Genomic DNA, 16,680 nt, shown 5'->3' with positions numbered 1-16,680 from the left:
CGGAACGATACGGCTGGAAGGAACTTATTAACCTTCCTTTTCTATCCCGGTAGGGTCGTAATTTGCCAAGCGTGAGTGAGTAGCGGACGCATGCGTTTTCCTAGAACCAATTTGACGGATGCCGCAGATTTTTCCAGCGGGCTTGAAACTGAGCTTCGAGAGGAAGATGCCGGCGAAAGACCGCCGGCGCCGATTTGGCAGAGCAATTTTTCACTGGCGCCGAACGTTCGTTTCACCCGAACGCCGGAGACGCTGATCAGCCGGCGCCGGGCGCCGAACGAACCCGTTCGCGATGATTCGCAGATTGCACAGCAGGCGATCCGAATCGAGCCGGTCGCCGTCGACGTGCCCTTCGACATTTACCTGCCGGAACCGGAAGAGCTTGCCCCGGCGCCTGTTCCCGTGGTCGAGGCTCAACAGCCGGCGCTCTCCGTCGCAGCTGAAGCGCCGGGCCTGCGTGCGGCGTCCGAGCTGTCTTCGATTTCGGATTTTGCCTTCTGGGAAGTCATGGCCTTCGAGGAGGCCGAGCCGGTCCGCGCGCCCGCAATCATTCTGCCGAAGATCGAGACCACCCCAGAATCGATCACCTCCTTGTTCCGCGTCATGGAATGGCGTCCGGGCGCACCGAAAATCACGCCCGCCGCATCCCGCCCGGTCCAGCCGCCGGTTGCAGCGCCGGTGCGGCCCGCCGTGCGCCCGCCCGCGACGCTATCCCGGGAAAGACCCGCCCCGGCTCCCGAAGTGCCCGTCGCGCCGGCGGTTCAGGCAGCACCCGTTCCTCAAGCTGCACCTGTAGCTCAGGCTGCACCGGCCCCCCGTCAGATGCCGCCCGTCGCGGCGGTCCTGCCGTCGCCGCGTCTTGCGGCAAGGCCGGAAAAGGTCGATCCGTCAGGCTATGAGTTCCCGCCGCGCGCCCTGTTGCAGGAGCCGCCGGAACGCCTTGGCGAGATCATGTCACAGGAGACGCTGGAGCAGAATGCCGGCCTCCTGGAAAGCGTGCTGGAGGATTTCGGCATCAAGGGCGAGATCATCCATGTCCGCCCCGGTCCCGTCGTCACTCTCTACGAATTCGAGCCGGCGCCGGGCGTGAAGTCGTCGCGCGTCATCGGCCTTGCCGACGATATCGCCCGCTCGATGTCGGCGCTTTCGGCCCGTGTCGCCGTCGTGCCGGGCCGCAACGTCATCGGCATCGAGCTGCCGAATGTCACGCGTGAAACCGTCTATTTCCGCGAGATGATCGAAAGCCAGGATTTCGAGAAGAGCGGCTACAAGCTGGCGCTCGGCCTCGGCAAGACCATCGGCGGCGAGCCCGTCATTGCCGAGCTCGCCAAGATGCCGCATTTGCTCGTTGCCGGCACCACCGGCTCGGGCAAGTCGGTCGCCATCAACACGATGATCCTGTCGCTGCTCTACCGGATGACGCCGGAGCAGTGCCGGCTGATCATGGTCGATCCGAAGATGCTCGAACTCTCCGTCTATGACGGCATTCCGCATCTGCTGACGCCTGTTGTTACCGATCCGAAGAAGGCGGTGATGGCGCTGAAATGGGCCGTGCGTGAAATGGAGGAGCGTTATCGCAAGATGTCGCGCCTCGGCGTACGCAACATCGACGGCTATAACGACCGTGTGGCGCAGGCGCGCGAAAAGGACGAAACCGTCCACATCATGGTCCAGGTCGGCTTCGACCGGCAGACCGGCGCGCCGATCGAGGAGCAGCAGGAGCTGGATCTGGCGCCGATGCCCTATATCGTCGTCATCGTCGACGAGATGGCCGACCTGATGATGGTCGCCGGCAAGGAGATCGAAGGTGCGATCCAGCGTCTCGCGCAAATGGCGCGTGCCGCCGGCATTCACCTGATCATGGCGACGCAGCGCCCCTCGGTCGACGTCATAACAGGCACGATCAAGGCGAACTTCCCGACCCGCATCTCCTTCCAGGTCACCTCGAAGATCGACAGCCGTACCATTCTCGGCGAACAGGGCGCCGAGCAACTGCTCGGCCAGGGCGACATGCTGCATATGCAGGGCGGCGGACGCATCGCCCGCGTTCACGGCCCCTTCGTGTCGGACGCCGAGGTCGAAAAGGTCGTTGCCCATCTGAAGACGCAGGGACGCCCCGAATATCTCGACACCGTCACCGCCGATGAGGAGGAAGAGACGGAAGAGGAAGAGGGCGGCGCGGTGTTCGACAAGAGCGCCATGGGCGCCGAGGACGGCGACGAGCTTTATCAGCAGGCGGTGAAAGTCGTCATGCGCGACAAGAAATGCTCCACCTCCTACATCCAGCGCCGCCTCGGCATCGGCTACAACCGCGCAGCCTCCCTGGTGGAGCGCATGGAAAAAGAAGGTCTCGTCGGACCGGCTAACCACGTCGGCAAGCGCGAGATTGTATCGGGACGAGGCGAGGGCGACTGATCGATGGCGGGACTGAGTGCGGGTGCATTCCGTCTCACGGTCTCAGCGCCGCCAATCGCACGGTCTCGCTGACGAATTCGGTCTTTCCGACGGTATAGATGTCCCAATCACCGTCTGCCTGCGCAGCCAGCCGCCGTTTCAGGTCGGCATAGGCCGTGGCTCTCTCGGGATGATCTCTGAGGTAGTCGCGAAACAGGATGCGTTGCCGATGCGCGCGATTATCGGGTCCGCAAAGATAGAGCTTGAACCCGTACCCTTCACAGTCCCGGGTGAAGACCCATCGGCCTTCTCCATGAAGGTCGCCGTGAAAGGTGAAATCTGCGGTGCGCAGCAATTCGATCGCCGTCTGCAGCGCATCGTCGGAAATTGCCACCGCATCGACGTCGATCTTCGGCTTGGCCGCCAGGCCAGGCACGGAGGTGCTGCCGATATGATCGATGGAAAGCACGAGGCCCGGGAGCAGGACGGAGACCTCGGCGCTGATGTCGTCAAAAAGCAGCGGCCAGGAAGGGTCGTAATCGACAACTTTGATGGCGCGCATGCTGGTCTCTCGCTTGCGGTCAGTGCACCTCGGCCAGGAGCCCGTCCAGGATCTCGATCATCTTCTGCTCGGCCTCTTCGAGCGAGCCGCTATTGTCGAGATCCGTCACGTCGTATTCGCCACGCACCGTCAGCGGTCCGCGGGCGAGCCGCGCCATGATATCCTCATGCGTCTCGCGTCCGCGCGCCTCCAGCCGGCCGGCGAGTACCTCGGGGCGGGCGGTGACGTTGATCACCTTCAGCCGCGGGAAGGCGGCTTGGAAGCGGTGAAGCGCGGAGCGCGAGCCGTTGGCGACGACGATATGGCCCTTCGACAGCGCCACCGAGACCTCGGCCGGAATGCCGTATTTCAGGCCGTGCGCTTCCCACCAGACGGCGAAGGAACCTGACTGCTCCATGGCTGCAAAGCCTTGGAGGGAGACGGAAAGATGATCCTCGCCCCCGGCGTCGCGGTGACGAGTGATGACGCGGCGGGTGAAATGAACATCGGCGCGGCCGGTGAAATGCCGGGCGGCAAGCTTCATCAGCGTGTCCTTGCCGGCGCCGCTCGGCCCGACGACGACGACCATGATGCCGTGCTCGGCGCCGGCTCCGGGATGCGGTTCGTGCGGCATCATGCGACACGGCGTCCTTGGCGCCAGACGGAGCGCGTCACCGGCACGCCATGCGAACGGTGAACGCGCACGAGATCGGCGCGCAGCCCGGTTGCGATCCGGCCGCGGTCGTCGAGGCTGACGGTACGGGCGGGCGTCGACGTCACCATGGCGATCGCCTTCGGCAGCGTGATGCTCTCCACCTCGTCGGCGAGGATGAAAGGCGCGTGCAGCAGGCTGAGCGGCACGTAATCGGAGGATAGCACGTCGAGCACGCCCATTTCGGCGAGATCGCGGGCGGCGATATTGCCGGAGTGGGATTTGCCGCGCACGATATTGGGCGCGCCCATCAGCACGCTCATGCCGTGCTCGTGCGAGGCCCGAGCGGCATCGAAGCTCGTCGGGAATTCGGCAAGGCGGACACCGTTGTCGATCGCCTCGTCGACATGCGAAAGCGTTGCATCGTCATGGCTTGCGACGGTGATGCCGCGCTCAGCACAGACCTTGGCGATGGCGTTGCGATGCGGCGTCGAATTGCGCGCCGATTCGGCCTGACGTTTGGCGACGAAGCGGGCGAAGACCTCGTCGCTCAAGCCGCGCTTCTTCTGGTAGTAGAAAATGTACTGGTCCATTGTCTGGAACTGCCGCTGGCCGGGTGCATGATCCATCAGCGAGACGAGCCGTACATGCGGGTCCTTTTCGAAATCGGCGAAATGCTCGAGCACATTGTCGGCCGAGACCTCGCAGCGCAGGTGGATGAGGTGCTCGGCGCGCAGCCGTCCTTCCTTCTCCGCCGCCTGGATGGCATCGGCCATCTCGCGCATCTCGCCATGCTCGAAACCGCCGTCCTCGTCGGCCCCCATGCGCAGGCAGTCGAAGACCGTGGTGATGCCCGATGTGACGATCTGGGCGTCGTGCGCCTGGATCGCGGCCGTCTTGTTCCAGCGGATGCCGGGACGCGGCTGGTAATGGCCTTCGAGATGGTCGGTGTGCAGCTCCACGAGGCCCGGAATGATGTAATCGCCATCAAAATCTTCGCCGGCTACCGAATTGCCTTCGGAGATATCGGCAATCTTGCCGTCGCGAATGAGCATCGAGCCTGTGAGGATGTCGTCCTCGAGAACGATGCGGGCATTGGAAAACACGGTCTCTGTGCTCATGGGCGTCTGATCTTTCAGCGTTTGGCGCCGGCAAGCGGCAACCAGGAATGAACTTTGAACGGGGCGCCGCGCGTCTCCTCGGTGAAGACGGCAAGGCCGGAAATCAAAAGCGGCCGGCCGGTGAAACCGGCAAAACGTTCGGCCAGGATCGCCTTCATCACTGCGGCACGTGTCTCCGGCACCTGGCCGGTCAGTGTCATGTGAAAGCCGAAATCCTCCATGACGTAAGGATAACCCCAGCGCTGCAGATTGGCGCGCTGGCTGTCGCTGAGCTTCTCCGGATTGCGCCTGACGATATCGGCTTCGGAGAGCGCTGCGCGAAAGGGCTCGAAGGATTTTACCACCTTCGCGGCGAAATCCTGAAGAGGTTGATGAAGAGAACCGGGAACAAGGGCAAAAAAACGGCCGAGCTGGCCAAGCACGAGCTCGGGGATCTCGAAAGCCGGCGTGCGTGCGGCAAACTCCTCCGCAAACGCCATGAGATCCCTCTCGGTGACCGAGGCGGCAAGGGAAAACGGCGCCTTGATCGTGGCGTGAAAGCCGTAGCGTCGCGGGTCGGCGGTCAGCTCGAACTGCTCGGTGGCACTCAGCGTCTCGTGCGCCGGCGCAGGATAGGTCTCGCCGGTGAAGGCGTCGCGGCCGAGCCAGAGCGAGGCCGCGCCGGTCAGGGGATCATCCTTCGGCGGCGAAAAATAGAGAGCGTAGCGCAAGGCTTTTTATCCTGGGGATCGTCGAGACGGGGGAGCGCACTGTGCAGTGATTTGGCGGCGAACCGCAAGCAGGCTCCCGGCTAAAAGATTTCCGTGACAGAATGATGATGACGGCAGCGCCGCCACCACCTTTGGACAGATAGGTCAGGGCGCTTTCGTGCCCATCAGCCGGTGGCGCAGCGCGTTCGAAGCCGCGTCGAAGAGGAAAACGACGATCAGGATCAGAATGACCATGTAGGCGACGTTTTCCCAATTGGCGTTGGTGCGCATGGCTTCCCAGAGTTTGAGCCCGATGCCGCCCGCGCCGACGGCGCCGATGATGGTTGCGCCGCGCACGTTCGATTCCCACTGATAGAGCGTCTGGCTGACGATGACGGGGACGATCTGCGGCATAATGCCGTAACGATGGACGAGCACGGCCTCAGCGCCAGTTGATTTGACGCCCTCCCGCGGCTTGTTGTCGATATTCTCCAGGCCTTCGGAATAGAGCTTGCCGAGCGTGCCGGTCTCGGTGAGGAAGATTGCGCCGGAACCGGCAAGCGGGCCGGGACCGAAGGCGCGGGTCAGGAACAGCGCCCAGATCAGCATGTCGACCGAGCGCAGGAAATCGAAGAAGCGCTTGAGGATCTGGTTCAGCAGGCGGTTCGGCGTGATGTTGCGCGCCGCCAGGAAGGCGAGCGGGAAGGCGGCGAGCGAGCCGAGCAACGTTCCGAGGAACGCCATGACGATCGTCTGGAAAAGCTTCGTCCAGACGTCGCCATGCTGCCATTCGCTGTTGTTCCAGATGTCGTCGAAGGCAAGCGACAGGTTGGACTGGTCGGGCTCGAGGCGCGGGCCGGAGACGATGAGGCTGACGACCTCGCCGGCCGGCTTGTCGAAGAAGGACGATTGTGGGTCGAACAGGAAGTTCGCCCAGCCGATGAAACGCTTGCGGATCTTCACGCGGTCGACGGAAATGCTGACGTCGCCGCCAAAGCCGAGATTTGCGAGCACGTTGTCGTCATAAACCGTCATCCAGCTCGGCACGGGTCCGAGGACCTTCGGCGCGCCGCTCGACACGTCGACGGGGACGCTGACGCCATGCGCGGCGACGATCGTCTCGCTCTTCGAGACGGTCACGGTGCGGCTCGTGCCGCTGATGGAAACGGTGACGCTGCCGTCGGGATTGTTGACCAGCCAATCGGGGTGGGGATTGTCGCCGAGCGGCGAGAAACGGGGATAACGCACCTCGATCGAGCCGTCGTCCTGGATGCGGAATTCCGGCTGAACGTCGTAGCTCACCCATTGGCTGAGATAAATACCGACACGCTCCCAGCGGGCTTCGGCGAAGAGCTTCGGCAGGTCGAAGAACCAGACGGCGTAGAGGCCGTAGAGCAGCGTCGCGATCGCGATCATCAGTCCGCCGAAACGCTGGCGGAACGACCGGTGGAAATATTCGGGATAGCGCGCTTTTATCTCGTTCATGCGGTTTGCGTCGATCACCGTCATGGCGGCCTCAATGTTGCAGAAGGAAAGCATGCTCGCCGACGAGACGGCGGCGCAGCCATGCGGAGAACTGATCGACGGCGACGATTGTCACGAACAGCAGGAGAACGAGCGCCATCGTCTTCGCGCCGAAGCCGCGCGAGATCGAAAGCTTCAGTTCCTCGCCGATGCCGCCGCCGCCGACGGCTCCGATAATGGTCGAGGCGCGCACGTTGATCTCGAGCCGCAACAGCGCATAGGAGGCGAAGTTCGGCATCACTTGCGGCAGTGCGGCGAATCGCGCACGCTCCCACCAGTTGGCGCCGACGGCCTTCATGCCCTCATGCGGCTTCATGTCGATATTCTCGGCCACCTCGTAGAAGAGTTTGCCGAGCGCGCCGATCGTGTGCAGGGTAATGGCGATGATGGCGGCGACAGGCCCGATCGACAGGATCGCCGAAAACAGGCCGGCGATGACGATTTCGGGGAAGGCGCGCAGGAATTCCATCAGCCGTTTGGTAAAGACGCGCAGCAGCCATGAGCGCGTCAGGTTGCGCGCGGCAAAGAAACTCAGGGGAACGGCAAAGATGAAGGCGACGATCGTCGAGATCAGCGCCACGTTGATCGTGACGATCATCAGCTCGAAATATTCGGGAATGTAGAAGGCGCCTGAGATATAGACGCGGCCCTTGTCGAAATTGAATTCCTCGCCGCCCTTGTCGTTGACGCTCGCTATGTCGAACAGCGCACGCCAGACGTCGTTCCAATCCTTCGGGATGAGCCAGCTCAGGAAGTCGAAGAGATGCGGCAGCCGGTCGAAGAAATGGCCGGCATTGCTCTCGTCGGCGAAGCGGACGGAGCTCACGAAAGCAGCAATGAGGATGACCAGACCGAGCACGGTGTAGAAACGGCGCCTGGCGACCATCCGCTCCCAGGCGGTGCCGATCTCCTCGGTGCTCTGCATATGCGGCTGTGTATCGGCAATAGTCATGGACGCCTCGCGCGATCATAAGACAAAGGGCGGCCGTTTCCGGCCGCCCCTTTTCGAAAGGCAATCAGCCGCCGATGGCAGCCTTGCGAACGTCGACGACGGCATTGTAGAAGTCATGCTTGACGGGAGCGTAGCCCTGGTAGTCGCCGCCTTCGACGGCCGTGAAGCACTTGTGATCCTTTGCCGGCAGAGCCGTGAAGAAGGCGGCAAGCTTCGTCTGCCACTCCTCACCGAGGGCGTTGCGGACGACGAGCGGGCCGTTCGGGATCAGCGGCGAACGCCAGACTTCAACGAGCTTGTTCGGATCGACGGCGCCCTTGTCGACTTCCTTGCGGAAGGTGCCGGAGGTGTAGCCGTCCTTGAAATCGCCGATGCCGGAGGAGTCGTCGACCGCGATGTCGACCTTGCCGTCATAGGCGGCCAGCAGATTGTTCTCATGGCCGCCGTTGAACTGCGTCGAGGCGAAGAACTTGTCGTTCGGCATGCCCGTGTCCTTCGGGATCTGCGTCAGCGGAACGAGATAGCCCGAGGTAGAATCCGGATCGGCGTAGCCGAGCTTCTTGCCCTTGGCGTCCTTGATGGACTTGATGCCGGAGGACTTGAGAGCAAGGCCGATCGAGTAGTAGCCCGTCGAGCCGTCCTTCTGCTGCGTCGTCAGGATCGGCGTAACCGCCTTCGGATCCTTGATATAGACGGCTGCATAGCCGGAAGCGCCGAGTTCGGCGAAGTCGAGCGTGCCGCCGAGCAGGCCCTGGATGACGCCGTCATAATCGGCGGCCGGGAAGAGCGAGACCTTCTCGAAGCCGAATTCCTGTTTCAGGTGGTCGGCGAGGCAGGCATAGTTGCGCAGGCGGTCGGTTTCGTTTTCGCCGCCGAGGATGCCGATACGGAATTCCTTGAGGTCTGCGGCGTTGGCGGCGCCGGCGAGCGCAAACAGCGCCGTTGCCGCAAAGAGTGCTTTCTTCAACATGCGTTCTCTCCTATCGGCCGGTGTCCCCGGCCTTCCCGTTACAAAGAAATGTGCCCTTGACGCGGGCCTTCGATCGCGGCCGTCCCGCTCAGAGACCGGCCAGCGCCAGCGGCTGGACGCCGGCGGATTGATTGTCCGCCCGCTCGGGCGCGATGTTGATCGATGTGGAGGTCATCGTTTCGTCGATGCCGGCCCCGTCCCTGTCCGTCCCGTAGATCGCCCTCACCGCGTCGGCCGTCAGTTCCGACGGCTTGCCGTCGAAGACGACGCGGCCGCCGGCCATGCCGACGATGCGCTCACAATAGTTGCGGGCGGTATCGAGCGTGTGCAGGTTGGTGATGACGGTGATGCCCTCGCGCTCGTTGATATCGCGCAGCGCGTCCATGACGATCTTGGCGTTCAGCGGATCGAGCGAGGCGATCGGCTCGTCGGCAAGCACCATCTTCGGGTTCTGCATCAGCGCGCGAGCGATCGCCACGCGCTGCTGCTGGCCACCGGAGAGCGTGCCGGCCGCCTGCAGCGCCGTCTGCTCGATGCCGAGGCGTTCGAGGGCGGCGATCGCATGCACGCGCTCCTCGCGGGTGAAGATGTTAAGCAAGCTGAGAAACGTCGAGCGGTGATTGAGGCGGCCGAGCATGACATTTGTGAGAACATCGAGGCGCGGCACCAGGTTGAACTGCTGGAAAATCATCGCACAGTCGCGCTGCCAGTTGCGCAGCGCCCGGCCGCGAAGCCCGGAAACCTCGACGCCGGCGAAGTGAATAGAGCCGGAGCTCGGCTCCTGCAGGCGGTTGATCATGCGCAGCAGCGTCGACTTGCCGGCGCCGGAGCGGCCGATGATGCCGACCATCTGGCCTTGGGGAATGCTGAGCGTGACGGTGTCGACGGCGAGCTTGCTTCCGAAACGGCGTGTGACATTCTGCAGCTCGAACATCATGCTCTTCCCTTGTATTCCAGGCTCTGATGAGCATCGCATTAGTCCCGCTTCGTGAACCTCGCGTGTCATATTTGTGTAAGTCGTGTCACAAATCGTCCCTCGCCGAGGGAGGCTCTAGCGCTCGTAGCGCGACAGGAAGTCTTCCGCGCTCAGGTTGCGGAAATCCTGCAAAGCCAGACGCAACTGGTCGTGTTCCCAGTCCCACCAGGAGAGCCTGTCCATGCGCTCGCCGATCTCTTTCGGGAAGCGTTCCCGGATGAGCTTAGCCGGCACGCCGCCGACGATCGTATAGGGCGCCACATTCCTGGACACGACGGCCCCGGCACCGATGACGGCGCCATTTCCGACGCTGACGCCCGGCAGGATGGTCGCCCCGTGCCCGATCCAGACGTCGTGGCCGATCGTCACGCGGTTTGCGCGCCGCCAGGCGAAGAAGTCCGTCTCCATGTCGCCGTCCGGCCAGTAGTCGGCGGCGCGATAGGTGAAATGATGCAGTGTCGCGCGCCAGGTCGGATGGTTGGTGGCGTTGATGCGCACGGCGGCGGCGATATTGACGAACTTGCCGATCGTCGCGCACCAGACGGCGCCATCCTGCATGATGTAGGAATAGTCGCCGAACTCGGCCTCGCTGATGCGGCAGCGCTCGGAGACCTCCGTATAGCGCCCGAAGGTGGAGTGGCTGACATCAGCCGTTTCGTGGAAATAGGGCTCGGTGCCCAGCTTGCGGCTCATGCGGCAATCTTCCTTGGTGAGAACTGCTGGACGTCGAGGATGCGGTCGGCGACCGCCTCGCGAACCTCCTCGTCGTGGAAGATGCCGAGAAGGGCGACACCCGCCTTCTTCTTCTCCGCGATCATGTCGACGACGACGGCGCGGTTTTTCGCGTCGAGTGAGGCTGTGGGTTCGTCGAGAAGCAGGATCGTATGCTCGGTGATGAAGCCGCGCGCAATGTTGACGCGCTGCTGCTCGCCGCCGGAGAAGGTGGCGGGCGGAAGCTGCCACAGCGCTTCCGGCAGGTTGAGCCGGGCAAGCAAGGCGCCCGCCTTCGCCCGTGCTGCTCCGGCTGCCTCTCCACGCGCCACCAGCGGTTCCGCCACCACGTCGATCGCCGCAACGCGCGGCACCGTGCGCAAGAATTGGCTGACATAGCCGAGCGTATCGCGCCGCACATTGAGCACGGTGCGCGGATCGGCGGAGGCGAGATCGATGATGCCTTCCTCGTGGCGGATGAGGATCTGGCCGGTATCGACGGCGTAATTGCCGTAGATCATCTTCAGCAGCGAGCTCTTTCCGATTCCCGAGGGGCCGCCGAGCACGACGCATTCGCCCGATGAGACAGAGAAGGCGACATCGGAGACGACGGGCAGCCGGATGCCGTCGCGCAGATGCATGGTGAAGCTTTTCGAGACTTCGGAAACGACGAGGGGCGTTGGCATGATTTCCTCTTTCTTGGTTGCGAACCTGCAGCGCCGCGCGTCTGAAAGATGCGCAAAGGACGCTGCGCAATCTTGAATTGCTCAGACCTGCAGGATCGAGGAGACGAGCAACTGCGTGTAGGGTTCGCGCGGATCGTCGAGCACCCGGTCGGTGAGCCCGTGTTCGATGACGTGGCCGTCCTTCATCACCATCATGCGATGCGACAGCAGACGCGCGACCGCAAGATCGTGGGTGACGATGATGGCCGAGAGGCCGAGATCGTTGACGAGACCGCGCACGAGATCGAGCAGGCGCGCTTGCACGGAGACGTCGAGGCCGCCGGTCGGCTCGTCCATGAAGACCAGGCGCGGGCCGGTGACGAGGTTGCGGGCGATCTGCAATCGCTGGCGCATGCCGCCGGAAAAGGCGCGCGGCTGGTCGTCGATGCGGTCGGCATCGATCTCGACGCGTTCCAGCCAGTCGATGGCCGAGGCGCGGATCTTGCCGTAGTGCCGGTCGCCGATCGCCATCAGCCTCTCGCCGACATTGGCGCCGGCCGAGACCGTCATGCGCAGGCCATCGGCCGGATTCTGGTGCACGAAGCCCCAGTCCGTGCGCATCAGGAAGCGCCGCTCGGCCTCGTTCATGCGGTAGAGGTCGCGGTAGCTGCCGTCGCGCATGTGATATTCGACGCTGCCGGTGCTCGGCAGCAGACGGGTCGAGAGGCAATTCAGCAGCGTCGTCTTGCCGGAGCCGGATTCGCCGACGATGGCGAGCACTTCGCCCGGCCAGAGCTCGAAGGAGACGTCGCGGCAGCCGATGCGGTTGCCGTAGAATTTCGAGACATCATGGACTTTGAGAAGCGGCGTATCGCTCATTCTGCAGCCTCCCGGGCCAGCATCTCGCCGGCATGCCCCTGTGCGCGGCGGTCTTCGCAATGATCGGTGTCGGAGCAGACGAACATGCGGCCGCCCTTGTCGTCGAGGATGACTTCGTCGAGATAGACATCCTCCGCGGCGCAAAGGGCGCAGGGCCTGTCGAAGCGCTGGATATCGAAGGGGTAGTCCTCGAAATCCAGGCTGACGACGTCGGTATAGGGCGGGACCGCATAGATACGCTTTTCGCGGCCGGCGCCGAAGAGCTGAAGGGCATCCGACATATGCATCTTCGGATTGTCGAATTTCGGCGTCGGCGACGGGTCCATGACGTAGCGGCCGTGAACCTTCACCGGATAGGCGTAGGTCCTGGAGATGCGGCCGTTATGGGCAATGTCCTCGTAGAGCTTCACATGCATGAGGCCGTATTCTTCCAGCGCATGCATCTTGCGCGTCTCGGTTTCGCGCGGCTCGAGGAAGCGCAGCGGCTCTGGGATCGGCACCTGATAGACGAGCACCTGCCCGGTCTTGAGCTTTTCCTCAGGGATACGGTGGCGCGTCTGGATGATCGTCGCCTCGCCTGTATGCGTCGTCACCGCGACATTGGCGACCTTCTGGAAGAAGGCGCGGATGGAGACGGCGTTGGTCGTGTCGTCGGCGCCCTGGTCGATGACCTTCAGCACGTCGTCAGGCCCGATGATCGAGGCCGTCACCTGCACGCCGCCGGTGCCCCAGCCGTAGGGCATCGGCATTTCGCGCGAAGCGAAGGGCACCTGGTAGCCGGGAATGGCGATGGCCTTCAGGATAGCGCGGCGGATCATCCGCTTGGTCTGTTCGTCGAGATAGGCGAAGTTGTAGCTGGCGAGATCGCTCATTCGGCGGCTTCCTTGATGTCTTCACCGCTGCGGGCGGCTTCGAATTCGCGGCGCATACGGCGGACGAGATCGAGTTCGGCCTGGAAGTCCACATAATGCGGAAGCTTCAGATGCTCGACGAAGCCTGTCGCCTGGACGTTGTCGGAATGGGAGATGACGAATTCCTCGTCCTGGGCCGGCGCGGTGATATCCTCGCCGAGCTCTTCAGCCCGCAATGCGCGATCCACCAGCGACATCGCCATCGCCTTGCGCTCGCTCTGGCCGAAGACGAGACCGTAGCCGCGGGTGAATTGCGGCGGCGCCTTGGCAGAACCCTTGAACTGGTTGACCATCTGGCATTCGGTGACCTGGATGACGCCGAGCGAGACGGCGAAACCGAGTTCCGGCACGTCGAGTTCCACTTCGACCTCGCCGATGCGGATTTCACCGGTGAAGGGGTGGTTGCGGCCATAGCCGCGCTGGGTGGAATAACCGAGCGCCAGCAAAAAACCCTCGTCGCCGCGGGCAAGCGCCTGCAGGCGCAGATCGCGGCTCATCGGAAATTCTATCGGCTCGCGGGTCAGGTCGCCGATCTCGTGATCCTCGGGCATGTCGCCATCGGCCTCGATCAACCCTTCCTCGCCGAGGATTTCGGAGACCCGCATGACGCGGCCGGTCTCGGCGGTACGCTGCGCCGGCGGTTCGATCGCCTCATCGGAAAGCAGCGAGGGGTCGAGCAGGCGATGGGTATAGTCGAAGGTGGGCCCAAGAAGCTGGCCGCCCGGCAGATCCTTGTAGGTGGCCGAGATGCGGCGCTCGATCGTCATGTCAGCCGTGTCGAGCGGCTTCGAATAGCCGAAGCGCGGCAGCGTCGTGCGATAGGCGCGCAGCAGGAAGATCGCCTCGATCATATCGCCGCGCGACTGGCGGACGGCCAGTGCGGCGAGCGTACGGTCGAACAGCGAGGCCTCGGCCATGACGCGGTCGACGGCGAGCGCCAGCTGCGCCACGATCTGGTCGATGCCGATCGCCGGCAGCGAGCGGTCGCCGCGCCGGCGGTCGGCGAGCAGACGGTGGGCATTGGCGATGGCTGCCTCGCCACCCTTGACGGCAACATACATGAGCTCAGATCTCCGTTGCTGTGATCTTGGTGGTGCGCGGCAGCCAGAGGAACCGCTTGCCCGATGTCAGCACGATGTCGATGCCGCGGGGAAAGAGCGCGCGGTTTTCGGTCCAGAGCCGCAGGAAGGTCTCAGGCAGGCCAACTGGCTCGATCTCCGTCACGCCCTTAATGCCGGGACCCATCAGCGCCAATCTGCGTCCGCCTTCGAGTGCGGGAAGTTCGATGACGAGGGTCGTCGAGCGGTCGGGGTATTCCTGTGTGCCCGACGCAAAAAGGCCGAAGGAGCAAAGCGCGGCGCCCGCCTCGATGAAGGCAAAGCGCGCATCGGCCTTTTCGGCGGTCAGCGGAGCGCCAGTATGGAAACCGAGCCAGTCCGGCACGGCGGATTTCGCCAATCCCTGCGTCAGCCACACGGATGTGTCGTGGTCGCAAAGGGTGAGCGCGATCGCGCCGGCGGCGATGCCGAACGGCGCCGGCGGATCGATATCCGGCCCTGCGGTCTGGATGGTGCCGGGGCGGGCCATGCCGTCCATCAGCATCTTGAAGACGCTCTGCGCATGGAAAACCGGATCGGCAAAGCCGCCGGTCAAGGCTTCTGTCGCGAGTCCCATCAGTTGTCCCCCCGCACCATGGTGAAGAAATCGACGCGGGTCGCGGCCGTCTCCTCCGCCTTGCGGCGTTCGGCGGCGGCGATGCGTTCGGCGATCGGTAAAAGCAGCGCCCGTTCGACGAAATCCGTCGTCGCGTCCTCCTGCCAGAGCGCGTCGAAGATCGCCGCAAGCCGCGCCTTCTCGCGGTCGGTGCCGAGCGCCTGCGCATGGCCGATAGAGCCGGATTCCAGCCGGACCGTCGCGCGCGTCACCGTCACTTCGCCAAGGTTGAACGGCGCTCCGCCGCCGCCGATGCGGCCGCGCACCATGACCAGCCCGGTCTCCGGTCCGCGCACCGGATGCGCTGCGGGCTTTTGCGGCAAGGCATCCCAGACCGCCTGGAGTTCGCTCCGTTCCGCACGCGCCAGCAGGTCGGCGGCGCGTTTGCGCCCTAAGACCGCCTGTGACGCAGCGTCGTTCCTGTCCGCTGATGCCATCGCCGCTTCCTCTAAAATGTCTATTGATATAGACAACCATACAAGCTATACCTAACCTTAAATTGATGTCGTGACAAGCGTGTGACATCGTCGGCGCAGGGCAGGGGCTGAATGGCAGGATTGAAGCAGGTGCAGAGGCAGACCGGTGTGGCGCTGTGGCGTCAGATCGCCGACCGGATTCGCGAGGCGATCGGCACGGGAGCCTATGACGAGACGGGAATGGTGCCGCCGGAAACGGTGTTGGCGCTGCAATTCGGCGTCAACAGGCATACGGTGCGCAGTGCGCTCGCGGCCTTGGCGCAGGAGGGGATCGTCCGCGCGGTACAAGGTCGCGGCACGCTGATCGAGCGCAAGGAGCGGCTGAACTTCCCGATCACCCGGCGCACCCGCTTCACGTCAGGCATCGGCGATCAGGCGCGCGAGACGCGCGGCCTTCTGCTTGATGGGGCGACGGAGGAGGCCAGCGCCGAGGTCGCCCGCTGGCTGGGCCTCAAGCCGGGGGAACAGGTTGTCCGGCTGGAAACATTGCGCCATGCCGACAAGCGGCCGGTCTCAAAGGCGACGAGCTGGTTTCCCGCCGTCCGCTTCGCCGGGATCGGCGAGGCCTATCGCAAGCACGAATCGATCACCAAGGCTTTCGCCGAACTCGGCCTGTCGGACTATGTCCGCGCGACCACCGAGGTGACGGCCGCCCATGCGAGCACGGCTGATCTCGCCGATCTGGAACTCACCCCCGGTGCGATCCTGCTGATCGCCAAGGCGATGAATACCGACCTCGACGGCGTGCCGGTGCAATATTCGATCAGCCGCTTCGCGGCCGATCGGGTGCAGTTCACGATTGAAAATTGAGAAATGACGTGCCGGCCGCTCCGGCTGGCACGTTCAGCAGGCCTCAGTGCGCGCCGGACATGTCGCCGAGTACTTCCTTGGAAGCCACGGTGGAATCGGCCTTCAGCTTGTAGACCATGGGCACGCCGGTCGCGAGGTTGAGGGCGAGCACGCCTTCCTTGGTCAGCTTGTCGAGCACCATGACCAGCGAACGCAGCGAATTGCCGTGGGCAGCGACCAGCACCTTTTCGCCACGCAGCACCCGCGGCAGGATTTCGGTGAGGTAATAGGGCCAGACGCGGGCGCCGGTGTCGCGCAGGCTTTCACCGCCCGGAGGCGGCACGTCATAGGAGCGGCGCCAGACATGCACCTGTTCCTCGCCCCATTTGGCGCGCGCATCGTCCTTGTTGAGGCCGGAGAGATCGCCGTAGTCGCGCTCGTTCAGCGCCTGGTCGCGGATCGTCTGGAGATCGGGCTGGCCGACCTTGTCGAGGATGAGCTTCAGCGTGTGCTGGGCGCGCACCAGCGCCGAGGTATAGGCGACGTCGAATTTGATCCCGTATTCGGCAAGGGCGGCACCGCCGGCATTGGCTTCCTGAATGCCGAGCTCCGTCAGGTCGGGGTCCTTCCAGCCGGTGAAGAGATTCTTCAGGTTCCAGTCGCTCTGGCCGTGGCGAACGAGGACGAGGGTACCGCTCATGAATATGCCTCCGATAT

Annotated in this window: 18 protein-coding genes; 2 read left to right on the top strand and 16 right to left on the bottom strand. The window is 63.7% G+C overall.

The window, feature by feature from the left end; genetic code table 11:
- Positions 1-90 precede the first annotated feature (90 nt).
- Positions 91-2,415 carry a DNA translocase FtsK gene (locus ATY77_RS06430; RefSeq protein WP_088686612.1) on the top strand — a complete coding sequence of 775 codons (2,325 nt, stop codon included), beginning with the start codon at positions 91-93 and terminating at the stop codon, positions 2,413-2,415.
- 34 nt (positions 2,416-2,449) lie between these two features.
- Here the strand turns inward: ATY77_RS06430 and ATY77_RS06425 are convergent, their stop codons facing one another.
- From ATY77_RS06425 to phnG, 15 genes are all read right to left on the bottom strand, one after another.
- Positions 2,450-2,956: a GrpB family protein gene (locus ATY77_RS06425; RefSeq protein ID WP_088686611.1), complete on the bottom strand. Its 507-nt coding sequence runs from the start codon at positions 2,954-2,956 to the stop codon at positions 2,450-2,452.
- A gap of 19 nt (positions 2,957-2,975) precedes the next feature.
- Positions 2,976-3,569 carry a phosphonate metabolism protein/1,5-bisphosphokinase (PRPP-forming) PhnN gene (gene phnN, locus ATY77_RS06420; RefSeq protein WP_190237591.1) on the bottom strand — a complete coding sequence of 198 codons (594 nt, stop codon included), beginning with the start codon at positions 3,567-3,569 and terminating at the stop codon, positions 2,976-2,978.
- On the bottom strand, positions 3,569-4,708 hold the full coding sequence (locus ATY77_RS06415; protein ID WP_088686609.1) for an alpha-D-ribose 1-methylphosphonate 5-triphosphate diphosphatase: 1,140 nt from the start codon (positions 4,706-4,708) through the stop codon (positions 3,569-3,571). Before ATY77_RS06415 ends, phnN begins: the two co-directional genes overlap by 1 nt.
- 14 nt (positions 4,709-4,722) lie before the next feature.
- Positions 4,723-5,418, bottom strand: a complete 696-nt coding sequence (locus tag ATY77_RS06410; RefSeq protein ID WP_088686608.1) for a DUF1045 domain-containing protein — start codon at positions 5,416-5,418, stop codon at positions 4,723-4,725.
- A 144-nt stretch (positions 5,419-5,562) separates the two neighbouring features.
- Positions 5,563-6,906 carry a phosphonate ABC transporter, permease protein PhnE gene (gene phnE, locus ATY77_RS06405; protein WP_088686696.1) on the bottom strand — a complete coding sequence of 448 codons (1,344 nt, stop codon included), beginning with the start codon at positions 6,904-6,906 and terminating at the stop codon, positions 5,563-5,565.
- 7 nt (positions 6,907-6,913) lie between these two features.
- Positions 6,914-7,873 (bottom strand): phosphonate ABC transporter, permease protein PhnE, encoded by a 960-nt coding sequence (gene phnE, locus ATY77_RS06400; protein WP_088686607.1) that lies wholly within the window; start codon positions 7,871-7,873, stop codon positions 6,914-6,916.
- Between the two features lie 64 nt (positions 7,874-7,937).
- Entirely contained in the window at positions 7,938-8,843 is a 906-nt protein-coding gene (gene phnD, locus ATY77_RS06395) for a phosphonate ABC transporter substrate-binding protein (RefSeq protein WP_088686606.1), read from the bottom strand.
- An 88-nt stretch (positions 8,844-8,931) separates the two neighbouring features.
- Complete coding sequence (gene phnC, locus ATY77_RS06390) at positions 8,932-9,777, bottom strand: phosphonate ABC transporter ATP-binding protein (RefSeq protein WP_088676442.1); 846 nt, start codon at positions 9,775-9,777, stop codon at positions 8,932-8,934.
- 117 nt (positions 9,778-9,894) lie between these two features.
- A complete protein-coding gene (locus tag ATY77_RS06385; RefSeq protein WP_088686605.1) occupies positions 9,895-10,512 on the bottom strand; it encodes a DapH/DapD/GlmU-related protein in 618 nt (205 codons plus the stop codon).
- Positions 10,509-11,216 (bottom strand): phosphonate C-P lyase system protein PhnL, encoded by a 708-nt coding sequence (gene phnL, locus ATY77_RS06380; RefSeq protein WP_088686604.1) that lies wholly within the window; start codon positions 11,214-11,216, stop codon positions 10,509-10,511. The genes ATY77_RS06385 and phnL overlap by 4 nt, the downstream gene beginning before the upstream one ends.
- Before the next feature lie 81 nt (positions 11,217-11,297).
- Positions 11,298-12,074: a phosphonate C-P lyase system protein PhnK gene (gene phnK / locus ATY77_RS06375; protein ID WP_020052375.1), complete on the bottom strand. Its 777-nt coding sequence runs from the start codon at positions 12,072-12,074 to the stop codon at positions 11,298-11,300.
- Positions 12,071-12,946, bottom strand: coding sequence for an alpha-D-ribose 1-methylphosphonate 5-phosphate C-P-lyase PhnJ (locus ATY77_RS06370; protein WP_088686603.1), 876 nt, complete (start codon positions 12,944-12,946; stop codon positions 12,071-12,073). Before ATY77_RS06370 ends, phnK begins: the two co-directional genes overlap by 4 nt.
- The gene (locus tag ATY77_RS06365) at positions 12,943-14,046 is read right to left on the bottom strand and encodes a carbon-phosphorus lyase complex subunit PhnI (protein WP_088686602.1); all 1,104 of its coding nucleotides are present in this window, start codon (positions 14,044-14,046) and stop codon (positions 12,943-12,945) included. Before ATY77_RS06365 ends, ATY77_RS06370 begins: the two co-directional genes overlap by 4 nt.
- A gap of 4 nt (positions 14,047-14,050) precedes the next feature.
- A complete protein-coding gene (gene phnH, locus ATY77_RS06360; protein WP_088686601.1) occupies positions 14,051-14,659 on the bottom strand; it encodes a phosphonate C-P lyase system protein PhnH in 609 nt (202 codons plus the stop codon).
- The gene (phnG, locus tag ATY77_RS06355) at positions 14,659-15,135 is read right to left on the bottom strand and encodes a phosphonate C-P lyase system protein PhnG (protein ID WP_088686600.1); all 477 of its coding nucleotides are present in this window, start codon (positions 15,133-15,135) and stop codon (positions 14,659-14,661) included. The genes phnH and phnG overlap by 1 nt, the downstream gene beginning before the upstream one ends.
- Before the next feature lie 111 nt (positions 15,136-15,246).
- Here phnG and phnF point away from each other — a divergent pair, with 111 nt between their 5' ends.
- On the top strand, positions 15,247-15,984 hold the full coding sequence (gene phnF / locus ATY77_RS06350; protein ID WP_088686599.1) for a phosphonate metabolism transcriptional regulator PhnF: 738 nt from the start codon (positions 15,247-15,249) through the stop codon (positions 15,982-15,984).
- Between the two features lie 43 nt (positions 15,985-16,027).
- On the opposite strand, the gene ATY77_RS06345 is transcribed toward phnF, so the two are convergent.
- Positions 16,028-16,663, bottom strand: a complete 636-nt coding sequence (locus tag ATY77_RS06345) for a 2,3-bisphosphoglycerate-dependent phosphoglycerate mutase (protein WP_088686598.1) — start codon at positions 16,661-16,663, stop codon at positions 16,028-16,030.
- Positions 16,664-16,680 lie beyond the last annotated feature (17 nt).

The sequence above is a fragment of the Rhizobium sp. R634 genome, assembly GCF_002211305.1.
Taxonomy (GTDB): domain Bacteria; phylum Pseudomonadota; class Alphaproteobacteria; order Rhizobiales; family Rhizobiaceae; genus Rhizobium.
This window is presented reverse-complemented; position numbering and strand designations above follow the sequence as displayed.

Bases quoted from the DNA above. Each gene is read 5' to 3' on its own strand.
- ATY77_RS06430 (WP_088686612.1), top strand. From the start codon at position 91: ATGCGTTTTCCTAGAACCAATTTGACGGATGCCGCAGATTTTTCCAGC.
- ATY77_RS06425 (WP_088686611.1), bottom strand. From the start codon at position 2,956: ATGCGCGCCATCAAAGTTGTCGATTACGACCCTTCCTGGCCGCTGCTT.
- phnN (WP_190237591.1), bottom strand. From the start codon at position 3,569: ATGCCGCACGAACCGCATCCCGGAGCCGGCGCCGAGCACGGCATCATG.
- ATY77_RS06415 (WP_088686609.1), bottom strand. From the start codon at position 4,708: ATGAGCACAGAGACCGTGTTTTCCAATGCCCGCATCGTTCTCGAGGAC.
- phnE (WP_088686696.1), bottom strand. From the start codon at position 6,906: ATGACGGTGATCGACGCAAACCGCATGAACGAGATAAAAGCGCGCTAT.
- phnE (WP_088686607.1), bottom strand. From the start codon at position 7,873: ATGACTATTGCCGATACACAGCCGCATATGCAGAGCACCGAGGAGATC.
- phnD (WP_088686606.1), bottom strand. From the start codon at position 8,843: ATGTTGAAGAAAGCACTCTTTGCGGCAACGGCGCTGTTTGCGCTCGCC.
- phnC (WP_088676442.1), bottom strand. From the start codon at position 9,777: ATGTTCGAGCTGCAGAATGTCACACGCCGTTTCGGAAGCAAGCTCGCC.
- ATY77_RS06385 (WP_088686605.1), bottom strand. From the start codon at position 10,512: ATGAGCCGCAAGCTGGGCACCGAGCCCTATTTCCACGAAACGGCTGAT.
- phnL (WP_088686604.1), bottom strand. From the start codon at position 11,216: ATGCCAACGCCCCTCGTCGTTTCCGAAGTCTCGAAAAGCTTCACCATG.
- phnK (WP_020052375.1), bottom strand. From the start codon at position 12,074: ATGAGCGATACGCCGCTTCTCAAAGTCCATGATGTCTCGAAATTCTAC.
- ATY77_RS06370 (WP_088686603.1), bottom strand. From the start codon at position 12,946: ATGAGCGATCTCGCCAGCTACAACTTCGCCTATCTCGACGAACAGACC.
- ATY77_RS06365 (WP_088686602.1), bottom strand. From the start codon at position 14,046: ATGTATGTTGCCGTCAAGGGTGGCGAGGCAGCCATCGCCAATGCCCAC.
- phnH (WP_088686601.1), bottom strand. From the start codon at position 14,659: ATGGGACTCGCGACAGAAGCCTTGACCGGCGGCTTTGCCGATCCGGTT.
- phnG (WP_088686600.1), bottom strand. From the start codon at position 15,135: ATGGCATCAGCGGACAGGAACGACGCTGCGTCACAGGCGGTCTTAGGG.
- phnF (WP_088686599.1), top strand. From the start codon at position 15,247: ATGGCAGGATTGAAGCAGGTGCAGAGGCAGACCGGTGTGGCGCTGTGG.
- ATY77_RS06345 (WP_088686598.1), bottom strand. From the start codon at position 16,663: ATGAGCGGTACCCTCGTCCTCGTTCGCCACGGCCAGAGCGACTGGAAC.